Origin of the sequence: Sphingomonas yunnanensis (assembly GCF_019898765.1) — a bacterium.
Classification (GTDB): Bacteria; Pseudomonadota; Alphaproteobacteria; order Sphingomonadales; family Sphingomonadaceae; genus Sphingomonas; species Sphingomonas yunnanensis.
Genome location: NZ_JAIOKB010000003.1, coordinates 208,179 through 229,021, shown reverse-complemented (window position 1 = coordinate 229,021; position 20,843 = coordinate 208,179). Strand labels below are relative to the sequence as shown.

Annotated in this window: 24 protein-coding genes; 21 read left to right on the top strand and 3 right to left on the bottom strand. The window is 69.8% G+C overall.

Annotated elements, in window-relative coordinates:
* From K7957_RS10795 to K7957_RS10760, 8 genes are read left to right on the top strand one after another with little or no spacing between them, the layout of a single operon-like run.
* The gene (locus K7957_RS10795; RefSeq protein ID WP_223012258.1) at positions 1 to 924 is read left to right on the top strand and encodes a hypothetical protein; all 924 of its coding nucleotides are present in this window, start codon (positions 1 to 3) and stop codon (positions 922 to 924) included.
* Positions 921 to 2,033: a class I SAM-dependent methyltransferase gene (locus K7957_RS10790; RefSeq protein ID WP_223011988.1), complete on the top strand. Its 1,113-nt coding sequence runs from the start codon at positions 921 to 923 to the stop codon at positions 2,031 to 2,033. Before K7957_RS10795 ends, K7957_RS10790 begins: the two co-directional genes overlap by 4 nt.
* Positions 2,033 to 3,028: a Gfo/Idh/MocA family protein gene (locus tag K7957_RS10785; protein ID WP_223011987.1), complete on the top strand. Its 996-nt coding sequence runs from the start codon at positions 2,033 to 2,035 to the stop codon at positions 3,026 to 3,028. The genes K7957_RS10790 and K7957_RS10785 overlap by 1 nt, the downstream gene beginning before the upstream one ends.
* Complete coding sequence (locus K7957_RS10780) at positions 3,019 to 3,834, top strand: MBL fold metallo-hydrolase (protein WP_223011986.1); 816 nt, start codon at positions 3,019 to 3,021, stop codon at positions 3,832 to 3,834. Before K7957_RS10785 ends, K7957_RS10780 begins: the two co-directional genes overlap by 10 nt.
* A 14-nt stretch (positions 3,835 to 3,848) precedes the next feature.
* On the top strand, positions 3,849 to 5,336 hold the full coding sequence (locus K7957_RS10775) for a YcaO-like family protein (protein WP_223011985.1): 1,488 nt from the start codon (positions 3,849 to 3,851) through the stop codon (positions 5,334 to 5,336).
* Entirely contained in the window at positions 5,333 to 6,163 is an 831-nt protein-coding gene (locus K7957_RS10770) for a sugar phosphate isomerase/epimerase family protein (protein WP_223011984.1), read from the top strand. Before K7957_RS10775 ends, K7957_RS10770 begins: the two co-directional genes overlap by 4 nt.
* Positions 6,160 to 7,374: a glycosyltransferase family 4 protein gene (locus K7957_RS10765; protein ID WP_223011983.1), complete on the top strand. Its 1,215-nt coding sequence runs from the start codon at positions 6,160 to 6,162 to the stop codon at positions 7,372 to 7,374. Before K7957_RS10770 ends, K7957_RS10765 begins: the two co-directional genes overlap by 4 nt.
* Positions 7,371 to 8,087 (top strand): PIG-L deacetylase family protein, encoded by a 717-nt coding sequence (locus K7957_RS10760; RefSeq protein ID WP_223011982.1) that lies wholly within the window; start codon positions 7,371 to 7,373, stop codon positions 8,085 to 8,087. Before K7957_RS10765 ends, K7957_RS10760 begins: the two co-directional genes overlap by 4 nt.
* A gap of 20 nt (positions 8,088 to 8,107) precedes the next feature.
* Here the strand turns inward: K7957_RS10760 and K7957_RS10755 are convergent, their stop codons facing one another.
* A complete protein-coding gene (locus K7957_RS10755; protein WP_223011981.1) occupies positions 8,108 to 8,857 on the bottom strand; it encodes a Crp/Fnr family transcriptional regulator in 750 nt (249 codons plus the stop codon).
* Between the two features lie 96 nt (positions 8,858 to 8,953).
* Here K7957_RS10755 and K7957_RS10750 point away from each other — a divergent pair, with 96 nt between their 5' ends.
* From K7957_RS10750 to K7957_RS10700, 13 genes are all read left to right on the top strand, one after another.
* A complete protein-coding gene (locus K7957_RS10750; RefSeq protein WP_223011980.1) occupies positions 8,954 to 10,075 on the top strand; it encodes an alpha/beta hydrolase in 1,122 nt (373 codons plus the stop codon).
* Positions 10,076 to 10,190: 115 nt separating this feature from the next.
* A complete protein-coding gene (locus K7957_RS10745) occupies positions 10,191 to 11,300 on the top strand; it encodes an L-dopachrome tautomerase-related protein (protein WP_343228377.1) in 1,110 nt (369 codons plus the stop codon).
* 33 nt (positions 11,301 to 11,333) lie between these two features.
* Positions 11,334 to 12,425: a catalase family protein gene (locus K7957_RS10740; protein ID WP_223011979.1), complete on the top strand. Its 1,092-nt coding sequence runs from the start codon at positions 11,334 to 11,336 to the stop codon at positions 12,423 to 12,425.
* A gap of 11 nt (positions 12,426 to 12,436) precedes the next feature.
* Complete coding sequence (locus K7957_RS10735; RefSeq protein WP_223011978.1) at positions 12,437 to 13,321, top strand: alpha/beta fold hydrolase; 885 nt, start codon at positions 12,437 to 12,439, stop codon at positions 13,319 to 13,321.
* 466 nt (positions 13,322 to 13,787) lie between these two features.
* Positions 13,788 to 14,336, top strand: coding sequence for a PRC-barrel domain-containing protein (locus K7957_RS10730; protein WP_223011977.1), 549 nt, complete (start codon positions 13,788 to 13,790; stop codon positions 14,334 to 14,336).
* Between the two features lie 426 nt (positions 14,337 to 14,762).
* On the top strand, positions 14,763 to 15,266 hold the full coding sequence (locus tag K7957_RS10725) for a sigma-70 family RNA polymerase sigma factor (protein WP_246617015.1): 504 nt from the start codon (positions 14,763 to 14,765) through the stop codon (positions 15,264 to 15,266).
* The gene (locus K7957_RS10720) at positions 15,256 to 15,894 is read left to right on the top strand and encodes an NrsF family protein (RefSeq protein WP_223011975.1); all 639 of its coding nucleotides are present in this window, start codon (positions 15,256 to 15,258) and stop codon (positions 15,892 to 15,894) included. The genes K7957_RS10725 and K7957_RS10720 overlap by 11 nt, the downstream gene beginning before the upstream one ends.
* Before the next feature lie 111 nt (positions 15,895 to 16,005).
* Positions 16,006 to 16,587, top strand: a complete 582-nt coding sequence (locus K7957_RS10715; protein ID WP_223011974.1) for a DUF308 domain-containing protein — start codon at positions 16,006 to 16,008, stop codon at positions 16,585 to 16,587.
* 120 nt (positions 16,588 to 16,707) lie between these two features.
* Positions 16,708 to 16,926 carry a hypothetical protein gene (locus K7957_RS10710; protein ID WP_223012280.1) on the top strand — a complete coding sequence of 73 codons (219 nt, stop codon included), beginning with the start codon at positions 16,708 to 16,710 and terminating at the stop codon, positions 16,924 to 16,926.
* Positions 16,926 to 17,654, top strand: a complete 729-nt coding sequence (locus K7957_RS10705; RefSeq protein ID WP_223011973.1) for an aspartate/glutamate racemase family protein — start codon at positions 16,926 to 16,928, stop codon at positions 17,652 to 17,654. Before K7957_RS10710 ends, K7957_RS10705 begins: the two co-directional genes overlap by 1 nt.
* Positions 17,651 to 17,773, top strand: a complete 123-nt coding sequence (locus K7957_RS20560) for a hypothetical protein (RefSeq protein ID WP_281422857.1) — start codon at positions 17,651 to 17,653, stop codon at positions 17,771 to 17,773. Before K7957_RS10705 ends, K7957_RS20560 begins: the two co-directional genes overlap by 4 nt.
* Positions 17,774 to 17,775: 2 nt before the next feature.
* Positions 17,776 to 17,898, top strand: a complete 123-nt coding sequence (locus K7957_RS20555; protein WP_281422856.1) for a hypothetical protein — start codon at positions 17,776 to 17,778, stop codon at positions 17,896 to 17,898.
* A gap of 380 nt (positions 17,899 to 18,278) precedes the next feature.
* Complete coding sequence (locus tag K7957_RS10700; protein WP_223011972.1) at positions 18,279 to 18,599, top strand: alpha/beta hydrolase; 321 nt, start codon at positions 18,279 to 18,281, stop codon at positions 18,597 to 18,599.
* Between the two features lie 407 nt (positions 18,600 to 19,006).
* Here the strand turns inward: K7957_RS10700 and K7957_RS10695 are convergent, their stop codons facing one another.
* Positions 19,007 to 20,362, bottom strand: coding sequence for a M20/M25/M40 family metallo-hydrolase (locus K7957_RS10695; protein ID WP_343228376.1), 1,356 nt, complete (start codon positions 20,360 to 20,362; stop codon positions 19,007 to 19,009).
* Positions 20,359 to 20,799 carry a hypothetical protein gene (locus K7957_RS10690; protein WP_223011971.1) on the bottom strand — a complete coding sequence of 147 codons (441 nt, stop codon included), beginning with the start codon at positions 20,797 to 20,799 and terminating at the stop codon, positions 20,359 to 20,361. Before K7957_RS10690 ends, K7957_RS10695 begins: the two co-directional genes overlap by 4 nt.
* Positions 20,800 to 20,843: the final 44 nt, after the last annotated feature.

The following is a 20,843-nucleotide window of genomic DNA, read 5'->3' as shown; positions in this document are numbered from 1 at the left end:
ATGCCGGCGGGGGCGGCGCGAGCGGGCAAGCTCTCGCCGGCCGCCCTGCCCCTCTTCCGCGAACTTGGGGGCCTGAAACGGATCTATTCCGCCACGGCGCCGGGATCGATCGCCGAACGCCTGTTTGTCTCCGGCTGGGCCGCACTGGTCCGCGGCGACGCACCTACGCAGGTGATGGAGCGAGTGGTCGGCGCGGCGCTGGTATCGGCGCGACTGGGCGACCTCGATCTCGCCGCGCTGCGGGCGCTCGGCGTCGGTGACGGTGCTGTCGAGGTGCTCGACCGCGCCTTCGGCGCGATAAGTGGGGATCTCGAGCCGGCGCTGCGCGAGCGGTTGCGTGGAGCCTTGTCGCTCGGCAGGCCCGCGGCGGGTAATACGCCGGCCTTCGTGGGCAAGCTCGCGCGCCAGCCGCGCGCCGGCGTGACCTGCCCCGGCGCACCGCGGATCATCCTGCAACCGGCCGAGAACCACGCCGAACATTGCCTGATGGTCGCGGTCTATGGCGTGCTGGCAAGTCCGTGGCACGGCGCCGATCCGGTGCGCGTCTTCCTCGCCGGCATGGCGCATCACCTGCACAATGCCGATCTGGCGGACAGCGGCTATTCGGGCGAGATGCTGCTCGGCGATCTGCTGGAGGCGGTGATCGAGCGGGCGCGAGATGCCAGCCTCGGCGAACTCGCCGCCGCCGATCCGGCGCTGGCGGACACGGTGCGCGATGCCCTTGCCCCGATCGCGGGCGACCAAACCCCGGAGGCACGCGCCTTCCACGTCGCCGACGTGCTCGATCGCGTCCTCGAGATCGAACAGCATATGCGCGCCACGCGCCTGTCGATGACGATCGTGCTCGACGAGTACGGGCTCGTCCACGACGGCCCGGTCAAGGCGTTCCACGACCGCATCCTGGCGGACGCGGGCCTGGCGTGAGTTATCGTTCGCCCGTCACCGGCCGAGCGCTCGTCGCGGATAGCCCCCATTCGCTGGCCGCGCCGGGCGAGCGCTGGCCGGTCGTCGAGGGCATCGCCTATCTGCGCACCGACAGCGAGGGGCTGGTCGCGGTCGCACTCGACCATCTCGATGCCGGCTGCCCCGACGATGCGCTCGTCGCGCTGCTGACCGATCAGGACGATTGGTGGACCGGGCCGGCCACTGATCTCGGCGAGCTCAAGCAGTTGGTCCGCCGACGCGACGAACTGACGCTGCGCGAGGCGATGGCCTTGCTGCGGTTGGGCCCCGTGGCCGATTATTTCGCCTATCGCTGGAGCGATCCGACCTATCTCGCCGGTCTCGCGCTGGTCGAGGCGCATTGGCAGGCGCCCGCCACTGCCTTCGAGCTCGCGTGCGGTATCGGCCATTATCTACGCGAGCTCACCCGCCGCGGCGTGGCGTGCACCGGTGCCGATGTGGTGTTCGCCAAATGCTGGCTCGCCAAGAACTGGGTGGCGCCGGCGGCCGATTACGTGGTGTTCGATGCGGCGGCGCCTTGGCCGATCGCCGACGCGCGCTTTGACCTCGTGACCTGCCACGACGCCTTCTATTTCCTGCCCGATCAGCCGCGCGTCGCGGCAAGCCTTCGCGCCGCAGTGGCGCCGACTGGCGTGTTGGCGATCAGCCATATCCACAATCTCGATTATGCCGGCGGCGCCAAGGGGCCGGCTCAGCGCGCGGCGGAATGGAAAGCGATCTTCGCCGACGCGACCGTCTACGACGAACGCGCCTTGCTCGACGCGCTGATGCGACGGGCGACGCCTCACCCGGTCGGCTGGGGGGCGGACAGTCGAGTCGAAGCCTGGTCGCTGGTCGAGCGGCACGGCGACGATCCCGGCCGCCGGGTCGATGAGGGTCTCGCGATGCCGCCTCCCGACGCGATGCTGCGCCCCAACCCGCTTTTGGGTCCGCACGGCGTGACGTGGCCGTCCGACCGCTATCACGACGAATATGGCGATGGCTGCCTGTGGGCGCAGCCGGATGCGGATCTGCCGACCACCGACGCCGTCCGCCTGCGCCGGGTCGTCGACCTGCCGGAGCGCTGGTAATGCGCTGGGGCATCGCCGGGTACGGCTGGGTCGCGCGCGACTATATGGCGCCCGCCATCGCGGCGGCCGGCGGCCGGGTCACCGCCATTGCTGATCCCGCGCCGTCCGCCCGGGCGCGGGCAGCGGCGCAGGGTCTGGCGGTGTTCGACAGCGTGGTCGAGATGCTCGCCGCGCGGGCTTGCGACCTCGTCTATGTCGCGACCCCCAACGATGCGCACCTCGATCCGGTCCGCGCCTGTGCGGCCGCCGGCGTGCCGGTGCTATGCGAGAAGCCGATCGCCGCGACGCTCGACCAGGCGGAGGCGATGGCAGCAGCCATGTCGGCCGACATGCTCTACGGCACCGCCTTCGACCAGCGTCACCACCCCGCGCACGGCGCCCTCGCGCGCGCGATCGTGGCGGATGCGATCGGGCGCCCGGTGGCGGTGCGGATCGTCTACGCCTGCTGGGTCGATCCGGCCTGGACGCCCGACGGTGGGGCGCATGACAATTGGCGCGCCGATCCGGTGCGCGCGGGCGGCGGCGCGGTGATCGATCTGGCGCTGCACGGCCTCGATCTGTGCCAGCGCCTGCTCGGCGAGCCGCTGGTCCGGCTGTCGATCGCGCTGCAACGGCGGATCCACGCCTACCCGGTCGACGACGGCGGCATGCTGACCGGGGCGACGGCGAGCGGCGTGCTGTTCCAGAGCCACGTCGCCTATAATTGCGCGGAGGTGCTGCCGCGCCGCCGGCTGGAGGTGCTCGGCGAGCGCGGCTTGCTCGTCGCGACCGACACGATGGGGCAGACCGCGGGCGGCACGCTGGTGCGGCGCTGCGCGACGACCGGCGAGGAGACGCCCATCGCCTTCGACGGCGCGACGTCGCCGTTCGCGGCCCAGGCCAAGGCCTTCATGCAGGCAGCGGCCGGCGCCCCCCACGACTTCTCGATGCCGCGCGACCTCGCGCTGATGCGGCTGTTCGACAGCGCCTACGGAGAGGCCCGATCATGGCTTTGAGCTGGTTCGCCTGCGCCAATTGCGGCTTCTGGCAGCATCATTTCGCCCCGCCGGACTGCCCGGTGTGCAGCGACGTGCGCAACGACCTGCCCGCGGACGGCTGGCACTTCCTGCCCGAGGCGGAGGTCGCCGCGACGCATGACGGCGGGGGCCGCGAGGTCGCGCCGGGGCTGTGGGCCTTCGCCACCCGTCCCGCGCTCGGCCTCGCCGGGACCGGATGGCTGATCGTGCGGGGCGGCGGCAACATCGCCTTCGAGGCAGCGCCTTATTATTCGGACGCGATGCTGGAGCAGATCGCCGCCCTGGGTGGCATCGCCTATCTGTCGGCCAGCCATGCGCATGGCTATGGCGCCTTGTTCCAACTGCAACGCCGGTTCGAGCCGGAGATCGTCGCGATCCAGCGCGACGATCTGCGCATGACCAAGGCGTTCCGCGTCACCGCCCCGTTCGACGACACGCTCGAACTCGCGCCGGGCTATACCCTCCATCACGTCGGCGGCCATTATGAGGGGCAGGCCTGCCTGTACGATGCCCCCGGCCGGCGGCTGTTCTGCGGCGACATGTTCAAGATCGATCAGGATGGCCAGGGACGCAGTCACGCGATCTCCAGTCACAAGGCGTTCCACAAGGACATCCCGCTCACCCACGCCGAGTTGCGCCGGTACCGCGACGTGATCGAACCGCTCGCCTTCGAGGCGGTACTGACGCCGTTCGAGTTCGCCCCCGACATCGACCGGACGCTGGCGCTGCGCGCGCTCGACGACGGGCTGGCGCGGGCTCCCGGTGTAAAGAGGATGACGCTGTGACATCGAACCCGCGAATGACCGGAATGCCGGCCGACCTCGGCCCTGCGGCGCAGCGGTATCTCGCCGCCTTTCCGAAGGGCGACGTGGTCGCCTTCCCGATCCACGCGCTCGACCGGCTCGGCCTACCGGTGTGGGTGGTCGCTCTCTTCCCGGACGATCCGGCCCTGTCGGGGATCATGCCCTATGGCGTCGGTTACGGCGCGACCGACGAGGCCGCGATCCTCGGCGGGCTCGGCGAGATCGCGGAGATGGTCTGGCCGACGCTGACGCTCGCCCGCCGGGCGAAGACGCGGGGCAGCTACGCCGATCTCGTCCGCGCCCTCGGGGCCCGCGCCGTCGCCGACCCGCTGACGCTCGGCCTGCCCGCGGGATCGCCGGTCTGCTGGGACAGCGAACTCGACTGGGTCGAGGCGAAGCGCTGGGCGGACGGCTCGACCGTGCTCGTGCCGATCGACCTCGCCGCCTATTCGTCGAAGGAATTGTCGCCGGGCTACGTGCCGTTCACCACGATCATCTCGAACGGCATGGGTGCCGGTCCGGATCTCGACTGGGCGATCGGCCACGGCCTGTGCGAGATCCTGCAACGCGACGGCAACGGCCTTCTGTTCCGCGCGCTCGATCAGGGCGTGATGCTCGATCTCGACGAACCGTTATCGCCCTCGACGCAGGCGATCCTCGATCGGTTCGCGGCGGCGGGCATCCGCGCGATGCCGAAGTTCGCGACCGATCAATATGGGCTGCCCAACCTCTATTGCGTCGGCATCGACACGCGCGGCGAGCCCGCCGCGCCGATCATGGTGACGGCGTGCGGTGAGGCCTGCCACCCCGATCGCACCGCCGCGCTCGAGAAATGCCTGACCGAATACGCCGCCAGTCGCGCGCGCAAGGCCTTCGCCCACGGCGCGCGCGCGCTGGTCGAGACCGTCGCGCCGGACGGCTATGTCCGTCGCTTCATGGCGCAGGCCGGCGGCGCGGCGAAATCCACCGACTCACGGGCCTTCACCGCGATGCAGGAATGGACGCGGCAGGATGCGGCGACGCTGCGCGACTGGCTCGGCGGCAGCGTCCTCGCCGAACGGTCGCGCCATCCCTTCTCCGCTCTGCCCTCCTCGCCCGCGCCGGACGGCCACGCCCGCGCCGCAGCCGCGCGTGCCGCGGTCGAGGCGGCCGGATTTGACGTCTTCTATGTCGACATGTCGCCCGAAGACCGCGCGCTCAGCGTCGTCAAGGTGATCGTCCCTGGCATGGAGGTCGAGACAATGAGTTATTACCGCATCGGCACGCGCAACACCGAGAAATTGTTGGCAATGGACTCGCCGCTGATCCAGTTCGGTGAGGCCGGCGCGGCATTGCAGCCTATCCGCCTGCCCGCCGCCGATGCCGAGCGCCTCGGCCATCCGCTGTTCGATACCGAGGCGGCGGATCGGCTCGTCGGGCCGCTCTACCCCCTCTATCGCGAGCCGGAGGCGCATCACGTCGGGTGGCAGGGAGCGCCGGCATGAGCCTGCGCTATGCCTACAACACAAATGGCGCCGCCAATCACCGGCTCGACGATGCGCTGCGGCTGATCGCGGATGCGGGCTATGCCGGCGTCGCCCTGACGCTGGATCACCACCACCTCGACCCTTACGCACCCGATTGGGAGCGCGAGGCCGCGCGCGTCGCCGGCCTGCTCGAGCGGCTGGGACTGGGCAGCGTGATCGAGACGGGCGCGCGCTATCTGCTGGACCCGCGCGACAAGCACGAGCCCACCCTGATCGCCGCCGCGGCGGAAGGACGCGCGCGGCGCGTCGCCTTCCTGTGCCGCGCGCTCGACGTCGCGGCGCGGCTGGGCAGCGAGACGATGTCCTTCTGGGCCGGGGTGCCGAAGCCCGGCGTCGCGCACGAGCAGGCGCGCCAGTGGCTCGACGAGGGTCTCGACCGCGTCCTCGACCATGCGGAGGCGGTCGGCGTCGAGGCGAGCTTCGAACCGGAACCCGGTATGCTGATCGAGACGGCCGGCGACTATGCGGCACTGGCCGAGCGCCATCCCCGCCTGCGGCTGGCGCTCGACACCGGCCATTGCCTGGTCACCCAGGACATCGACCCCGCCGAGGCGATCCGGCGTTATGCCGACCGGCTGGGCACGGTCGCGATCGAGGACATGCGCCGCGGCGATCATACCCATCTGCCGTTCGGGGAGGGCGACATGGACATGCCGGCGGTGCTGGCGGCGCTGAAGGCGATCGGCTTCGACCGGCTCGTCTGCGTCGAACTGTCGCGGGAGAGCCCGCGCGCGCATGCCGCGATCCCGGAATCGATCGCCTTCCTGCGGGGAATCGCGGCGTGAGGATCTGCTTCGTCTCGCGCCGCTTCTTCCCGGCGATCTCGGGCATGTCGATCTATGCCATCAACCTGCTGCGCCAGCTCGTCGCGGCCGGTCACGACGTGACGATGATCAGCCAATATTACGGCGATCCGGCGCGCGCGCGTGTCTACGGCGGCGGGCCGCCGCCAGACGTTGCCGGCGTGCACGTCGTCGGACTGGAAGCGCTCGGCGAGCAGGCGGGCGGCGATTTCGAACGCGACGTCGACGCGATCGTCGCGGCGATCACCGCCGAACATGCGCGTACGCCGTTCGACGTGCTCCATGCGCAATATGGCTATCCCACCGGTTGGGCGACCCTGCTCGCCGCGCAGGCGCTCGGCCTGCCCTGCGTCGTCTCGATCCAGGGCGGCGACGGCCATTGGGTGGGATCGTGCTGCGACACGCACCGTATCGCGATGGAGCGGGTGCTCGCCAACGCCAATGCGCTGCTGATCGGCGGCACCAGCTTCGCGCAAGAGGTGCACGAGCGGCTCGGGACACCGCTGGCGCGCTTCACGATCGTGCCCGGTGCGGTAGACACCGAGCGGTTCACGCCGCCCGCGGTGTCGCGTCCTGCCAACGGACCGGTCCGCCTGTTCTATCATGGCCGCGTCGATCGCCGCAAAGGCGTCCTCGATATGCTGCACGCTCTGAGCGCCGTCGAAGGCGAATGGCAGTGCACCGTGTCGGGGATCGGACCCGACTATGACGCCGCCCGCGCCCTCGCCGCGGACCTCGAGCTCGCGGACCGAGTCACCTTCAGCGGCTATGCCGATTACGACACCGTCCCCGCTCTGTATCGCGAGCACGACGTCTTCGTCTCGCCGACCTATGCGGAGGGCTTCTCCAACACGATCCTCGAGGCGATGGCGAGCGGACAGGCGGTGTTGTCGTGCCGGTCGGTCGGCGTCGTCGATTGCATCCGCGATAGTGAGAACGGCCTGCTGGTCGAGCCGGGCGATGTCGCGGCGCAGGCGACCGCCCTCTCCAGCCTCGTGAACGACGACGGCCTGCGTCATCGGCTCGCCGATGCGGCGCTGATCGAATGTCGGCGGACCTATAGCTGGCACACGGTGGGGCGGCAAATCATGGCGATCTACGACAGGGTGCGCGCCGCACCGCCGCCGACCGGCTTGTCCGCCGCCATCCCCATGCACCCCTGTCGTTTCCGCTCGGAGCCGCACCTGCTGTGACCCATGTCGTCGCCATCTCGCCGCATCTCGACGATGCCGCCTTCTCGGTCGGCGGGTATCTCGCCGCACGGGCGCGTGCCGGCGACCGGGTCACCATCGTCACCTGCTTCACCGACAACGTCGCGCGGCCGACCGGCTTCGCGCTCGCCTGTCAGCTCGACAAGGGCCTTCCCGCCGACGTCGACTATATGGAGCTGCGTCGTAGCGAGGATCGCGACGCATGCGCCGTGATCGGCGCCGAGGCCATCCACCTGCCGTTCCTCGAAGCGCCGCACCGCGGCTATGCCTGCGCCCCCGCCCTGTTCGCCGACCGGCGGAGCGATGACGGGCTGCTCGCGCCGCTCACGGTCGCGCTCGGCGAGCAGATCGACCGACTGGCGCCCGATCGGCTGCTCGGTCCGCTTGCCGTCGGCGATCACGTCGACCATTGGCTGGTCCGTGACGCGCTCGCCGCGACCGGCGCCGACCACCTGCTCTGGGAGGATTGGCCCTACCTTCGCCGTGCTATGGCGGCACCGGACGAGCCGGTGCGATTACGTTATGCCCTGTCGGAGCAGGACCGCGCCGAACGGCTCGCGATGTGCGCTGCCTATATTTCACAGTTGCCTTTCCAATTCGGCTCGACCGAGAATCTGCAGAAGGCGATCGACGAGCTCAAGGAAGAACGCCTCCGATCGACTGCACCTCGCGGGCCTGACGGGGCGACTGGTTGAGCGAGAGAGCACACTACGCCTCAGCCTAGCAGTCGAGCATACTCCTGTTCCGGCTGACCGTAGGTGTCACCAGCTAGAGTCAACAGCTTAGCCCGATCGTGCACGAGCACCTTGGCGCGCACGGAGCGGATGGCCTGCTCACCCTCGAGCCGATGCAGCGCCTCGGTGACACTGCTCCGCCGAACCCCGAGCATCAGCCGGAACTCCTCGTGCGTCATGCAGATCTCATCCTTCTGCACGCGGTCATGGTACAGCAGGATCCAGCGCGCCATGCGGCGGTCTACCGCATGCGCCAGCGACGACACGATCGTCCGTCCCATCTGCAGCATGAAAATATGGACGTAACGCAGGAGGGCGAGACGAAGCGTGGCGCTTCGATCGATGGCGGCCAGCAACGCGTCGGCGGAGATCCGCTGGGCCTGCCCCTGTTCGGCCCGCATCGTGACATCGTACGGGGAGCGATCGCTGCCCATCAGCAGCGGCCATCCGATGAAGCCCTCGGCGCCGACGAGTCCGACGGCGTAGCGCCGGTCATCGTCGAGCGAGTCCAGCACGCCGGCGATACCCTGCTCGAGGAAGCAGATGCTGTCGATCTGCTCGCCGGCGCGAGCGATGAAGTCGCCCACCGCGAACGTCACCGGCTGCAGATGCGGTCGCAGCAGGGCGAGGTCCTGCGCGGAGCAGCCGGCCAGCAGCTTGTTGCCGATCGATCCGCCGATGCCGGCAGCCGGATTCGCTGGCGTGCTGCTCGCAAACGATAGGACCGTCATTCCTCATCCTCCCGGACCGCCTTCGGCTTGGGACGGTTCCGTACAGAAACGTTGCCGGCGCTCGCTTTGTTCAGGTTCGAACAACAGGAGGAATGCATGGTATCCGTCTCGAAGCTGTCTCTGCGCGCCGGCATTGTCGCGGCCGCCGCGCTGACAGCCTCCGCCGGCGCGCTGGCGCAATCGCCGTCCTCTCCGAGCGCGCCGCCGCCCGCCGCACCACCCGCCAGCGCGACCCAGCCGCCGAAAGCCGCGCCCGATATGCAGATGGTATTGGACGCGCTCGCCGGTCTCGGTGGCAAGCCGATCGAGTCACTCACGCCCGCCGAGGCGCGGATGCAGCCTTCCGCTACTGACGGTGCGAAGGCGGTCATGGCGAAGAAGGGCATATCCACCGCCCCCGACTCGACGGTGACGACGCAGGATCTGCCCTATGGCGCGGACCCGAAGCAGTTCGCGCGCGTCTACAGGCCCGCGGCGGCGCCGGTAGGCCGCAAGCCGATGCCCGTGATCGTCTATTATCATGGCGGCGGCTGGGTCATCGCCGACGTGGACACGTATGACGCTGCCCCGCGCGCCATGGCGAAGGCGCTCAACGCGATCGTGGTGTCCGTCGAATATCGCCACGCTCCCGAATTCAAGTTCCCCGCGCAGCACGACGACGCCTCGGCGGCCTATCGCTGGACCTTGCAGCAGGCGGCGAGCTGGGGCGGTGACCCTGAGAAGATCGCGGTGGCCGGTGAGAGCGCCGGAGGCAATCTAGCGGTCGCGACCGCGGTCTACGCGCGCGACAACGGCCTGACCGTCCCGCGCCACATCGTCTCGGTCTATCCGATCGCCAACAGCAGCATGACACTGCCCTCGCGCAGGGACTCGGTCAACGCCAAGCCGCTGAACGCCGCGATGCTCAAGTGGTTCGGCTATTACTATCAGGTCAGCCCGGCGGACGCGCAGGACCCGCGCCTCAACCTCGTCGCGGCGAACCTGCGCGGCCTGCCGCCGACGACGATCATCAACGCGCAGATCGACCCGCTTCGCTCCGACGGCGAGACGTTGGCCACGGCGATGCGCGCGGCCGGCGTCAAGGTCGAGCAGAAGACCTATCCGGGCGTGACGCACGAGTTCTTCGGCATGGCGAAGGTCGTCCGCGGCGCCAAGGACGCCAACGATCTCGCGGTCGCGAGGTTGAAGGCGGCCTTCGCGGCGCCCGCGCACCGCTGAGGCCAGGGCGGGGGACGTCCAGTCCCCCGCGCGAGGACGTGGGCCAGATGCCGCGTTCGGGTGTTTGCGCTCGAGATGTCGCCGATCTTCCCTCTCGATTAGCCGGAGCCATGACGTGCAGCGAGCCAACCCCTATCTCACCGCAGCCATCGCGGTCGCGTTGATCGCCTCGGTCGGCGGAGCAGCGCTCGCGCAGCGACCCTCGCAACTGACCGAAGTCGCACAGTTCGACCATCAGGCCACGGGCGTAGCGGTGGTCGCCGATGGGCGTCGCTTCGTCAATTTCCCACGCTGGACGGACGATGCGCCGATCTCCGTGGCGGAGGTCATGAAAGACGGGTCGCTCAGGCCCTATCCGGACGCGCGTTGGAACGAGTGGCGCAACGCCCGGTCGAGCGAGCTCGCGGTCGGCGACCATTTCGTCTGCGTGCAGTCCATCGTTCCGGACGGTCGCGGCAACCTGTGGGTGCTCGATCCCGGCGCGCCGGGCAACGAGAAGATCCTGACGGGCGCGCCGAAGCTCGTCCGCGTCGACCTCAAGACCGATACCGTCACCAAGGTGATCCCGGTGCCCGAGAACGTGGCGCTGCAGGGTACCTACCTCAACGACATCCGTTTCTCCCCCGACGGCAAACTGGGGTACATCACCGACAGCGGTACGCGCGGTGCGATCATCGTCGTGGATCTGGAGAGCGGCCAGAGCTGGCGGACGCTCGACGGTCATCCTTCGACCCAGGTCGACAAGACCGTGACGGTCACGCTCGACGGCGCTCCAATGCGCCGCCCCGATGGTCGGCAACCCGCTTTCGCCGCCGACGGCATCGCCATCTCGAATGACGGCAAGACGCTGTTCTATCAGGCGCTGACCGGCCAGACGCTCTACTCGATCGACACCGCGCTTCTCGCTCGCGACGTGGCAGAAGCACGCCGCGCCGCGGGCGTGCGCACCATCACGCGCACCCATGTCGCGGACGGGCTGTGGATGAGCAAGGCGGGCGTGCTCTACCTCACCTCGCCGCAGGATTACTCGATCAAGCGCCTGAGCGGAGCGACGGTCGAGACGGTGCTCACCGATCGCCGGCTCCGCTGGCCCGATACCTTCGCCGAAGGTCCGGACGGGCGCATCTACGTGACCGCGAGCCATATCCAGGACACCGCGTGGTTCAAGCCCGGTGCGCCGGCATCGGTGCCCACGCGATTGTTCGCTTTCACCCCCGCCCGATAACCCCAACAGCCCCCTAGCCTGCGAGAAGAGCCCATGACCGCCATCCCCGTCCGCTACAGCGACAGCGTCGAAACCCCGATCGAGGACGAGGAGACGGTCCACCGCGACCTGATCGACACGATGCGTTCGATAACCGAGACCACCTCGGAAGATTACGGTCACGCGGTACGCAGCGTCCACGCCAAGGCGCATGGCATCCTCTCCGGCGAGATCGCGATCGTCGACGGCCTGCCGCCCGAGCTGGCGCAGGGGTTGTTCGCCGAAGCGGGCGCGCACCGCGTGCTGATGCGCTTCTCCACCAACCCGGGCGACCTGCTCGACGACTCGGTCTCGGCGCCGCGCGGGCTGGCGCTGAAAGTCCTCGACGTCGCGGGCGAGCGCTTGCCCGACTCGGCCGAGGACACGACGCAGAACCTGATCCTGGTCAACGCGCCCGCCTTCGCCGCGCCCGACGCCAAGGCGTTCCTCGGCAGCCTCAAGCAGCTCGCCGCGACGACCGATCGCGCCGAATGGGCCAAGAAGCTGCTCTCCGCCACGCTGCGCGGGGTCGAGACCGCGCTGGAGGCGGTCGGCGGCAAGAGCGCGATGATCGCGACGATGGGCGGCACGCCGATCACGCACCCGCTCGGCGACAGCTATTACAGCCAGGTACCGTTCCGCTACGGTGCGTATATCGCCAAGTTCGCGCTGGTACCGGTGTCGTCCAACCTCACCGAGCTGACCGGTGACAGCGTCAACACGTCGGGTCGTCCCGACGCGCTGCGGGAGGTTATCCGCGAGACGATCGTCGAGCGCGGCGGCGAGTGGGAGCTGCGCGTACAGCTCAACACCGACCTCGACGCGATGCCGATCGAGGACGCTTCGGTCGAGTGGGACGAGGCCGCGAGCCCGTATCGCACCGTGGCGCGGATCACAGTGGCGCCGCAGCTGTCGATCGGAACGGACCTCGCCGGTGCGGTCGACGAGAACACCTTCTTCAGTCCCTGGCACGGCCTCGCCGCGCATCGGCCGCTCGGCTCGGTCAATCGCGCGCGGCGACAGGCCTATGAGATGTCGGCGGCGTTCCGCGCGCGCTACAACGGCTGCCCGATGCACGACAGCGCCCGCTTCCCGGCGGTCGGCTGAGGCGCGACGCGATGCCGACGATCACCGCGGGCGACCTCGACCTCGCCTACGCCGTCGCGGGCCCCGGCGACGGTCCACCGGTGTTGCTGCTCCACGGCTGGCCCGACGACGCCTCGACCTGGGACGGCGTGGTGCCCGGGCTCGCCGCGGCCGGCCGGCGCGTTATCGTGCCGACGCTGCGTGGGTTCGGCGCGACCCGCTTCCGCGACCCCGCGGCGCCGCGCACCGGCAACAGCGCGACCCATGCCATGGACATGATCGCGCTGCTCGACGCGCTCGGTATCGGTCGCTTCGCCGTGGTGGGTCACGATTGGGGCTCGAACATCGCGGAGGCGCTCGCGGTCGGCTGGCCCGATCGCGTGGAGCGGCTGACGATGCTGGCGACCCCGCCGCGGCTCGGCGGCATGCCGACGCCCGGCTTCGAGCAGGCGCAGCGTTACTGGTACCATTGGTTCATGGCGACCGCGCGCGGTGAGGAAGCAGTGCGGCGCGACCCACACGGGTTCGCGCACGTGCACTGGGTCAATTGGGCACCGCTCGGCTGGTTCGACGAGACCACCTTCCGAAGCGTCGCACGCTCGTTCGACAATCCCGACTGGATCGACGTGACGCTGCACAGCTATCGCTCGCGCTGGGAGAACGCACCGTTCGATCCGCGGAGCGAGTGGCTCGAGGCCAGGATCAAGGCGGCGGCAACGCTCTCGTTGCCCGCCCTCTTCATCAAGGGCGACGAAGATGGCGTCACTGCACCCGCCAGCTTCGAGCGCGTGCCGGCGAAGTTCGACGGGCCCTTCGAGTTGGTCGGCCTGCCCGGCGTCGGCCATTTTCCGCAGCGCGAAGCGCCCGAGCGAGTGGCGCAGTTGCTGATCGACTTTCTCGTCAGCACGCGGCGGTGACCATCGACCTTCCTGTCCCTCCCCGCTGAAGCCGCAGGGATCGCTAAGACTCTCGCTTGGCGCGCAGGCGGCACCACGCCGTATGATTGTGCAGGTGGCAGAGCGCCCTCGTGTCAGAACCGGCGAGACCCAAAAACGGACGTTCGGGCACCCTGTGCGCCCCCCCAATTCCGGCCGCTCGTTCAACTCGGTCATCGATCGCTTTAAGTGTTTAGCGGAACTCCAAGTTGGCCTGGTTGGGCGGAAGCGCGAGGTATCCGCATGAACGCTTAGTTCGGCGATGGGCGCCTTCGCTCATCCGGGGCGCTGGAGCAGCTAGGCACCCGCTATCTGGCCTAGCGGCCTGCCGAAAGGCGCCTGATCCCAGTTAGCCCGATCAATCCCCGCCGAGACTTATCCAGCAGCTTAGCTAGGCGGAGGCGGCGCGACGTCGCTCCATCTGTGCGGAGCTGTTGGGAGAAGGCGGATGGCGGATACGGCTGGTTGGGTGGCGCTGGTCGCGACCTGTGTGGCAGCGCTCATGACCGCCGCCAACCTCGGTGCCCGCGTCACGGGCTGGGGCTTCGTCGTCTTCACCATCGGCGCCGCCGGCTGGATCGTCGTCGGGCTCGCAACGGGCGAGCAGCAGCTCCTCTACTCAAACCTGTTCCTCGGCATCGTTGACCTGTTCGGCATCTGGCGATGGCTGGGCCGCCGTGCGCGCATCAGCGACGCGACGCGGGCGGAGGGGAAGCGAAGCACCAAGCTGCCGGGCGAAGCGCTGTTTTCAGTGGGGTCGCTCGACGGTCTTCCTGTTAGAGCGGCCGACGGCTCGGTGGCAGGCCACGCGGTAGACGCTCTGGCCGGCTGCGGCGGGGGCGGTATCGAGTATCTGGTCGTTCGCATCGGCGGCTTCGGCGGTATCGCGGAAACCCTCCACCGTCTTCCATGGTTCAACGTGTCGGTCCGCGACGGCGAGGTGCACACGGCGCGGCGGTCGGAGGAGTTCCAGGAGCTCGCAGCGGTCGTCCAGTAGCGACGGCTGGCTACCCGCGGACGCATCGCAGTCTCAGCGCATAGGCCTCGCCGTGCGACTCATTGAGCGACCGGACGGGCATGCTCGGGTTGTTCCGAGTAGCGGCACTGCCCTGCGCCACCGACCGCCGCCTCAGAACGCGGCGCGGGGGCGTTCGCCGATGCGCGGGATCACACCTCCTTGCACCTGCCGTTCGAGGTCGCTCGGCCGGAACCTCTTGATCCGAGAGCCGCCAAGCGAGAGCATCTTCCGAGCGACTGGGCAAAATTCAGAGACGCGGCGAGTGACCGAGATCGCGCGGCGAGCGAATAACAGACCATGCGAACCGAGTTCCTCTCGAGACTGATCCCCGGGTCGTCGCCCCGCGCGGCGCGGGTCAGCCGTGAGCGACCGTCGCGCGCCGCGCCGGACGAGTGGGGCAAGCTGATGGCCGCCGCCCAGGACGGGCATGGCGGCGCGTACCGGCGGTTGCTCGCCGAGACGTCGGAGTGGCTCACGCGCTATTTCACCCGGCGCCTGCCCGCCAGCGAGGTGGACGATGCCGTCCAGGAGACGCTGATGGCGGTACATCGACGCCGTCATACCTACGACCCGCGGTACCCCTTCGCACCGTGGCTCGCGGCGATCGCCAAGAACAAATGGGTCGATCAGCTGCGGAGCCTGGCGCGACGCCCGGAGGACGAGCTGCCCGAGGACGTCACGGTCGGCGACCACGAGGCGACGGTGGTCAGCAGTTCGGTTCTCACCACCCTGCTCGGGGCGCTCCGCCCGGCGCAGGCCCAGGCGATCCTGCTGGTGAAGGTGCAGGGCTACAGCGTCGAGGAGGCCTCGTCGCGGATCGGCCTATCACCCTCGGCCGTGAAGATGAACATCCACCGTGGCCTCGCCCGGCTCACGACGCTGATCGAGAAGACCCCCGATGTCGAATGATGCCCTCATCGCTGAGCTCTCGTCCGGCCTCGCGCCCGTTCAGCGCCGCAGCGCCGTGCGCGAGGGCGCTCTCCTGCTCGCGCTGTGCGGGATGGAGCTGGCGCTGTTCCTGGCCATGGGTGCGATGCGGCCGGACATGAGCCACGCGGCGGCCTCGCCCTATCTGATGTGGCGGGTGGGAAGCCTCGCCCTCCTCGCCGTGACGGCCTGCGCGGTGGCGATCCGTTCCTTCTCGCCGGCGGCGCGGACGCGAGCGGGCCTGACGCTCGCCGGCGCGCTCGCGGCCGCCGCGATCGTCGGCGTGTTCGTCACGCCGACGGGGTCGGCGCACCGCGCGCTGCTCGACCGCCTCGACCCGGCGAGCGGGATCGTGTGCGCCACGTCGATCGTCGTGCTCTCGCTTCCCATCATGGCGTTGCTCGGCGCGCTGATGCGACGCGCCGCCCCGACCGAGCCGCGGCTCAGCGCGCTCGCCGCCGGCCTCGCCGCGGGCACCTGCGGCGCCCTCGTCTTCGCCTTCTGCTGCCCCTACAACGACCCGCTCTACGCGGTGGTCTGGTACAGCATCGGGTGCGGCGCCGTCGCCGCCACGGCGCGATGGTGCCTGCCGCGCCGCTTCCGCCTCTGACCTGAGCTGCCGCGGCCAGCCCCGCCGCGCCTCGATCGACCCGACCGCCACCGACCAACCCGGCTCGCCGGGAAGGAAGACGTGCGCCCTCCACCCAGAAAGGATCCTGCCATGACGACCACCGCCGCCGCGAAAGCGCCCGACCTGAGCTGGCTCACGACCTATTACTACCTGCGCTTCGCGGTGGCTGCGGCCTGGGTGGCGCTCGCTCTCACGATCGCTGGCACGATGCCCGCGCTCGCCGCCGCGATGCTGGTCGCCTACCCCGCCTGGGACGCGCTGGCGAACTATCTCGACGCCGCGCGGAGCGGCGGGCTCGCGCGTAACAGGAGCCAGATGCTCAACTTCGCGGTGAGCACCGTCACCGCGGTCGCGGTCGCCGCGACGCTACCGCATGGGCCGCACGCGGTGCTGCAAGTCTTCGGCGTCTGGGCCGTCCTGTCCGGTCTCTTCCAGCTCGCCACCGGCGTGCGGCGGTGGAAGGCCTATGGCGCGCAATGGGCGATGATCCTGAGCGGCGCGCAGTCGGGTCTCGCCGGCGCGCACATGCTGAGCAAGGCCGTCGGCCCCGCCGCGGTCGGCATCGCCGACATCGCGCCCTACGCCGGGTTCGGCGCCTTCTACTTCCTCGTCTCGGCCGTCTCGCTGACGGTCAGCACCGCACGCAGGCGCGCCAAGGTTGCCGCCGCCTGATCGGTCTCGCCTTCATGACGCGCGCCTGACCCTCGTCAGATCGCGCGCGTGCCCGCCTCGCGCGGCCCTGCCACCTCTGCCACAAGGCTCAGCGCCTCACTCGATCAAGGTACGCCCAGCATGCGCAGCTTAGACGCCATCATCATCGGTGCCGGCCGGGCCGGTCCCGCGCTCGCCGCGAGGCTCAGCGGCGACGAGGCGATACACGGCGTGCTCGACATGATGAATGCCGAACAGCCGATCGAGCAGCTCCGCCGGGCGGTGCCGATCCACCCCACCGTGCCGGAGCTGATCCCGACGCTGTTGCTCGACCTCGAGCCCTGGAACGGAGCGGCATGATGCGCATGATCGGCCTGATCGGCGGGATGAGCTGGGAGAGCTCGGCGACCTATTACCGCCTGCTCAACGAGGGCGCCCGCGCGCGCCTGGGTCCGACCGCCTCGGCGCGCTGCCTCTTGTGGTCGTTCGACTTCGCGGAGATCGAGGCGCTGCAACACGCCGGCGATTGGGACGGTCTCACCGCGCGGATGGTGGATGCCGCGCGGCGGCTCGAGGCGGCCGGCGCGGAGCTGCTGCTGATCTGCACCAACACCATGCACCGGATGGCGCCGGAGGTGCAGGGGGCGGTCGGCGTCCCCCTGGTCCACATCGCCGACGCCACCGCGGAGCGGATCGTCGCCGCCGGCCTGCGGACGGTCGGCCTGCTCGGCACCGCGTTCACGATGGAGCAGGACTTCTACAAGGGGCGACTGCGCGACGCCTTCGGCCTGGAGGTGATCGTCCCCGAGGCGGCGGATCGCGCGACCGTGCACCGGATCATCTACGACGAACTGGTCGCCGGGCGGGTCGAGCCCGCCTCGCGCGAAGCCTATCGCGCGGTGATCGCGCGGCTCGTCGCGTCCGGCGCCGAGGCCGTGATCCTCGGCTGCACCGAGATCATGCTGTTGGTGGGACAGGACGACAGCCCCGTGCCCATCTTCGACACCACCGCGCTCCACGCGGTTGCCGCGCTCGACCGCGCCCTGTCGGTCGAGCGCGACGACGGTGTGCGGGGGACGATCGGATGACCCGAGGCACTCGCACCGCCGCAGCGCGGCAGCCCGGCGCGTCCAGCGCGACGCGCCTGCTGCTCGCGTCGGCGTCGGCCGCGCTCCTCGGCGGCGCGGCCGAGGAGCGCGGCGCCTGATCGTGACGCTGCGCCCCGGCCTCGCCGCGGACGCGCGCGGGCGGCTGCTGGTGTTCGCCGCGCCGGCGACCGGCGCGCACGCGCACCGCGACGCGGTCGACCTGGAGCGCGGTCGTCAGGTCTGAGTCGCGGGGCGCGAGGTGATGGGGTTCAGCGCCGGGCGTTCGGTGACGATCGACGCGGCCACAGACGCCTTCCCGGCGAGCCTCGCCTCGCTGGCACCCGGCAGCTACCGCGTGCAGGCGGTGCTCGACCGCGATGGCGACTATAATCTCGCGGGCCGGGGCCAGGCGACCTCCTCTCCGATGTCATTACCCTGCACCTGCCGCTCGCGTCGACGCCGACACTGCAACTCGACCGTGCGGCGCCACCGGCGACCGGCCAGTTCGACACCGCCGGCCTGCCCCCCGCGGCGGCCGCGCAGATTACCGCGTCGCGCCCGCACCTCCACGACGAGCGGATCGCCTCCCGCGCGCTGACGCGCTTCCGCGGAGAGCGACAGGCCGTGGCGGCGTGGGTGCTGACCCCGCCCGGCTATGACCCAGCATCGCGCCGCACCTATCCGACGGTCTATACGGCGGGCGGGTTCGGGGTCGGGCACAAGCTCGGCGGCCAGCAGCTGTCGCGGATATGGCGCCTGACGGAGACGGGCGCGATCCCGCCGATGATCTGGGTCGCGTTCGACCACGCGACAGCGACGGGCACGACCGAGTTCGCGGACAGCGCCAACAACGGTCCATGGGGCGAGGCGCTGGTGCGCGATGTCATCCCCGCGCTCGAGGCGCGTTACCGGATCCTCAACGTGGACGGTGGGGCGCTCACCTGAGGAACGTCGCGGCACGGCGCGCCGCTTGGTTGCGCCGTGCCGATCCAATCGACCGACCTTAGTTCGGACGACCCAATTGCGGTCACTCAGAGGCCTCTGCCCGGCTCTTAACTTCGGACACCTGATCGACAAGAAGATCGAGGCCATGCGAGAAGAATTTGCACTCTGGGCGCCGCTGTCGCGATCAACCGCCTTCTCATCGTAGCGGAGATGAGGAGAAGGTGACGACGCGTGGAACTCATAAGCGGTCATGCACGAGCCCCCGCCGATGTCTTAGCTCCGGACACTCGTTCATACCGATATCGAACGGCGAGGAACGGCACTATCAAACCGGCTTGTGCCGCGCGCCTAATCGAGAACGCACGATCAGGCGTGGTTACTCGCGCTTGGCCGAGAACAGTCTCTTCTTACCGCATCCCCGCAGCGGCGAGCAGCAGCAGCAGGTCTAGACGCTTGACGCGCTGGGACGGGACTTTTGCCGTCTCGATCCACTCGTCGGGCGAGTGGCCGCGATCCCCGGTCGCAGCGCGCGATAGCGTCACGGCCGGGATGCCAAGGCTCATCGGCACGTTCGCGTCGGTCGAACTGCTGGTCAGTCGCGGCGCGATCTTCTCTTCGCGGTAAGCGGCGATGCCGAGCCGAACGAGCGGGTCGGTCACCGGCGTGGCGCCCGCGGGCCGATCGCCGACCGGCACCTTCTCGACTGTCACCGCGCCCTGCTTCACCGAGCGCGCCGCGTTTTCCGCGGCGACGGAACGATCGACTACCGCGAGGAAGTCGCGCTCGAGCCGCGCGAGCGCGGCGGCGCTCTCCGAGCGCATGTCGACCTCCAGCGTGACCTCGCGCGGGATCGCGTTCACCGAGGTGCCCCCGTTCACCACGCTCGCGCTGTACGTCGTCTTCGGGTCGGCCGGCGTCGGCAGCGCGTACAGGCCCGTGACGGAGGCCGCCATAGCCGCCATCGGATTGACCAGCCCGAATGCGCCGTAGCTGTGCCCGCCCGGGCCCTTGTAGACGAGGCGATAGCGTTTGGAGCCCACGCCGCCCACGGTGAAGCCGTCCTCGGCGGCGCCGTCGATCGAGAAGAAGGCGGCGGTACGGTCGCGGTATGCCGGTTGCGAGAAGAGGTGGCGTACGCCGCGCAGGTCGCCCAGCCCCTCCTCGCCGACGTTGCCGACGAAGAGGATGTCGAGCGGCGTCGCGATCTTCGCCGCCGCCATCGCGCGGATCAGGCTGAGTTGGGTGGCCAGTCCCGTCGAGTCGTCGCCGACGCCGGCGGCAAGAAGCTTCGTGCCGTCGCGACGCACCGTCACCGGCGTCCCGGCGGGGAAGACGGTGTCGAGGTGCGCCGCCATGATCACCATCTTGCCGCCGGGGGCGCCGGTACCGCGGCGCAGCCCCAGTACATTGCCCACCTCGTCGACCCGGACGTCGCTGAGCCCCGCCTCCTCGAACATGGCGGCGTAGGCGCGCGCACGCGCCGCCTCCTTGAACGGCGGCGCCGGTATCTCGGTGAGCTGCACGATCGTCTCGACCCAGCGGTCATGCTCTTGGTCCAGCGCCTGCACCGCGGCGCGATAGTCGTCGCGCTCGCGCAGAGCGTGCACGATCGCGGCGTCAGAGGCGGCGGTCGGCGGCGCCGCGACCTGCGCGCGCGCGGCCAAGGCGCAGAGCATCGTGCCGACCAGCATCACGCGTCCGACCTGCCGCGCCGTCGTGTGGCTGCCTCGCATCGCGCTCTTCTCCTCGATGACCCGCGTCACGCCCGGCCGATCCTGGCCGAACGATCGGGTCGTGAAGCATAACCAAGGTCCGCCACCCAGGGGAAGGTGGGCACGCGGTACCGGTTGACGATATGCGGGATGTCCTGATCGATCGCGCCCGGCGACAGCGCCGTCAGGTGCGGGTTGGCAAGCGGCTTCATCGTCGGGTTGACCGTGTTGCGCAGCTTCGTGCCGGTCTGCACCGACATCAGGCGGCCGCCCGGGGTCGTGTTGGTCACGCCGTTGGCCGAGCTGCCGCGACCGGTGACGACGATATCCGCCGCAGCGGCGTCGGCAGTGCCGTCGAACCGCTCGCGCGAGGCCGCCTGCGGGTCGCCCTCCGCCGGATCGACGACCTGAGCCCGGGCAGGCCCGCCGGTGAGCGCGGCGACGACCGCGGTGGCGAGCAGCAGCCCGGTGTAGCGTCGGATGGTCATGCGTCTGTCCCCTTCGTTGAGCGCGATGGTCCTTTCGCTCGTCC

What these genes read in the sequence shown, in the direction of transcription:
- K7957_RS10795 (WP_223012258.1), top strand. Translation starts at nt 1, where the DNA reads ATGCCGGCGGGGGCGGCGCGAGCGGGCAAGCTCTCGCCGGCCGCCCTG.
- K7957_RS10785 (WP_223011987.1), top strand. Translation starts at nt 2,033, where the DNA reads ATGCGCTGGGGCATCGCCGGGTACGGCTGGGTCGCGCGCGACTATATG.
- K7957_RS10780 (WP_223011986.1), top strand. Translation starts at nt 3,019, where the DNA reads ATGGCTTTGAGCTGGTTCGCCTGCGCCAATTGCGGCTTCTGGCAGCAT.
- K7957_RS10775 (WP_223011985.1), top strand. Translation starts at nt 3,849, where the DNA reads ATGACCGGAATGCCGGCCGACCTCGGCCCTGCGGCGCAGCGGTATCTC.
- K7957_RS10770 (WP_223011984.1), top strand. Translation starts at nt 5,333, where the DNA reads ATGAGCCTGCGCTATGCCTACAACACAAATGGCGCCGCCAATCACCGG.
- K7957_RS10755 (WP_223011981.1), bottom strand. Translation starts at nt 8,857, where the DNA reads ATGACGGTCCTATCGTTTGCGAGCAGCACGCCAGCGAATCCGGCTGCC.
- K7957_RS10750 (WP_223011980.1), top strand. Translation starts at nt 8,954, where the DNA reads ATGGTATCCGTCTCGAAGCTGTCTCTGCGCGCCGGCATTGTCGCGGCC.
- K7957_RS10740 (WP_223011979.1), top strand. Translation starts at nt 11,334, where the DNA reads ATGACCGCCATCCCCGTCCGCTACAGCGACAGCGTCGAAACCCCGATC.
- K7957_RS10735 (WP_223011978.1), top strand. Translation starts at nt 12,437, where the DNA reads ATGCCGACGATCACCGCGGGCGACCTCGACCTCGCCTACGCCGTCGCG.
- K7957_RS10730 (WP_223011977.1), top strand. Translation starts at nt 13,788, where the DNA reads ATGGCGGATACGGCTGGTTGGGTGGCGCTGGTCGCGACCTGTGTGGCA.
- K7957_RS10725 (WP_246617015.1), top strand. Translation starts at nt 14,763, where the DNA reads ATGGCCGCCGCCCAGGACGGGCATGGCGGCGCGTACCGGCGGTTGCTC.
- K7957_RS10720 (WP_223011975.1), top strand. Translation starts at nt 15,256, where the DNA reads ATGTCGAATGATGCCCTCATCGCTGAGCTCTCGTCCGGCCTCGCGCCC.
- K7957_RS10715 (WP_223011974.1), top strand. Translation starts at nt 16,006, where the DNA reads ATGACGACCACCGCCGCCGCGAAAGCGCCCGACCTGAGCTGGCTCACG.
- K7957_RS10710 (WP_223012280.1), top strand. Translation starts at nt 16,708, where the DNA reads ATGCGCAGCTTAGACGCCATCATCATCGGTGCCGGCCGGGCCGGTCCC.
- K7957_RS10705 (WP_223011973.1), top strand. Translation starts at nt 16,926, where the DNA reads ATGCGCATGATCGGCCTGATCGGCGGGATGAGCTGGGAGAGCTCGGCG.
- K7957_RS20560 (WP_281422857.1), top strand. Translation starts at nt 17,651, where the DNA reads ATGACCCGAGGCACTCGCACCGCCGCAGCGCGGCAGCCCGGCGCGTCC.
- K7957_RS10690 (WP_223011971.1), bottom strand. Translation starts at nt 20,799, where the DNA reads ATGACCATCCGACGCTACACCGGGCTGCTGCTCGCCACCGCGGTCGTC.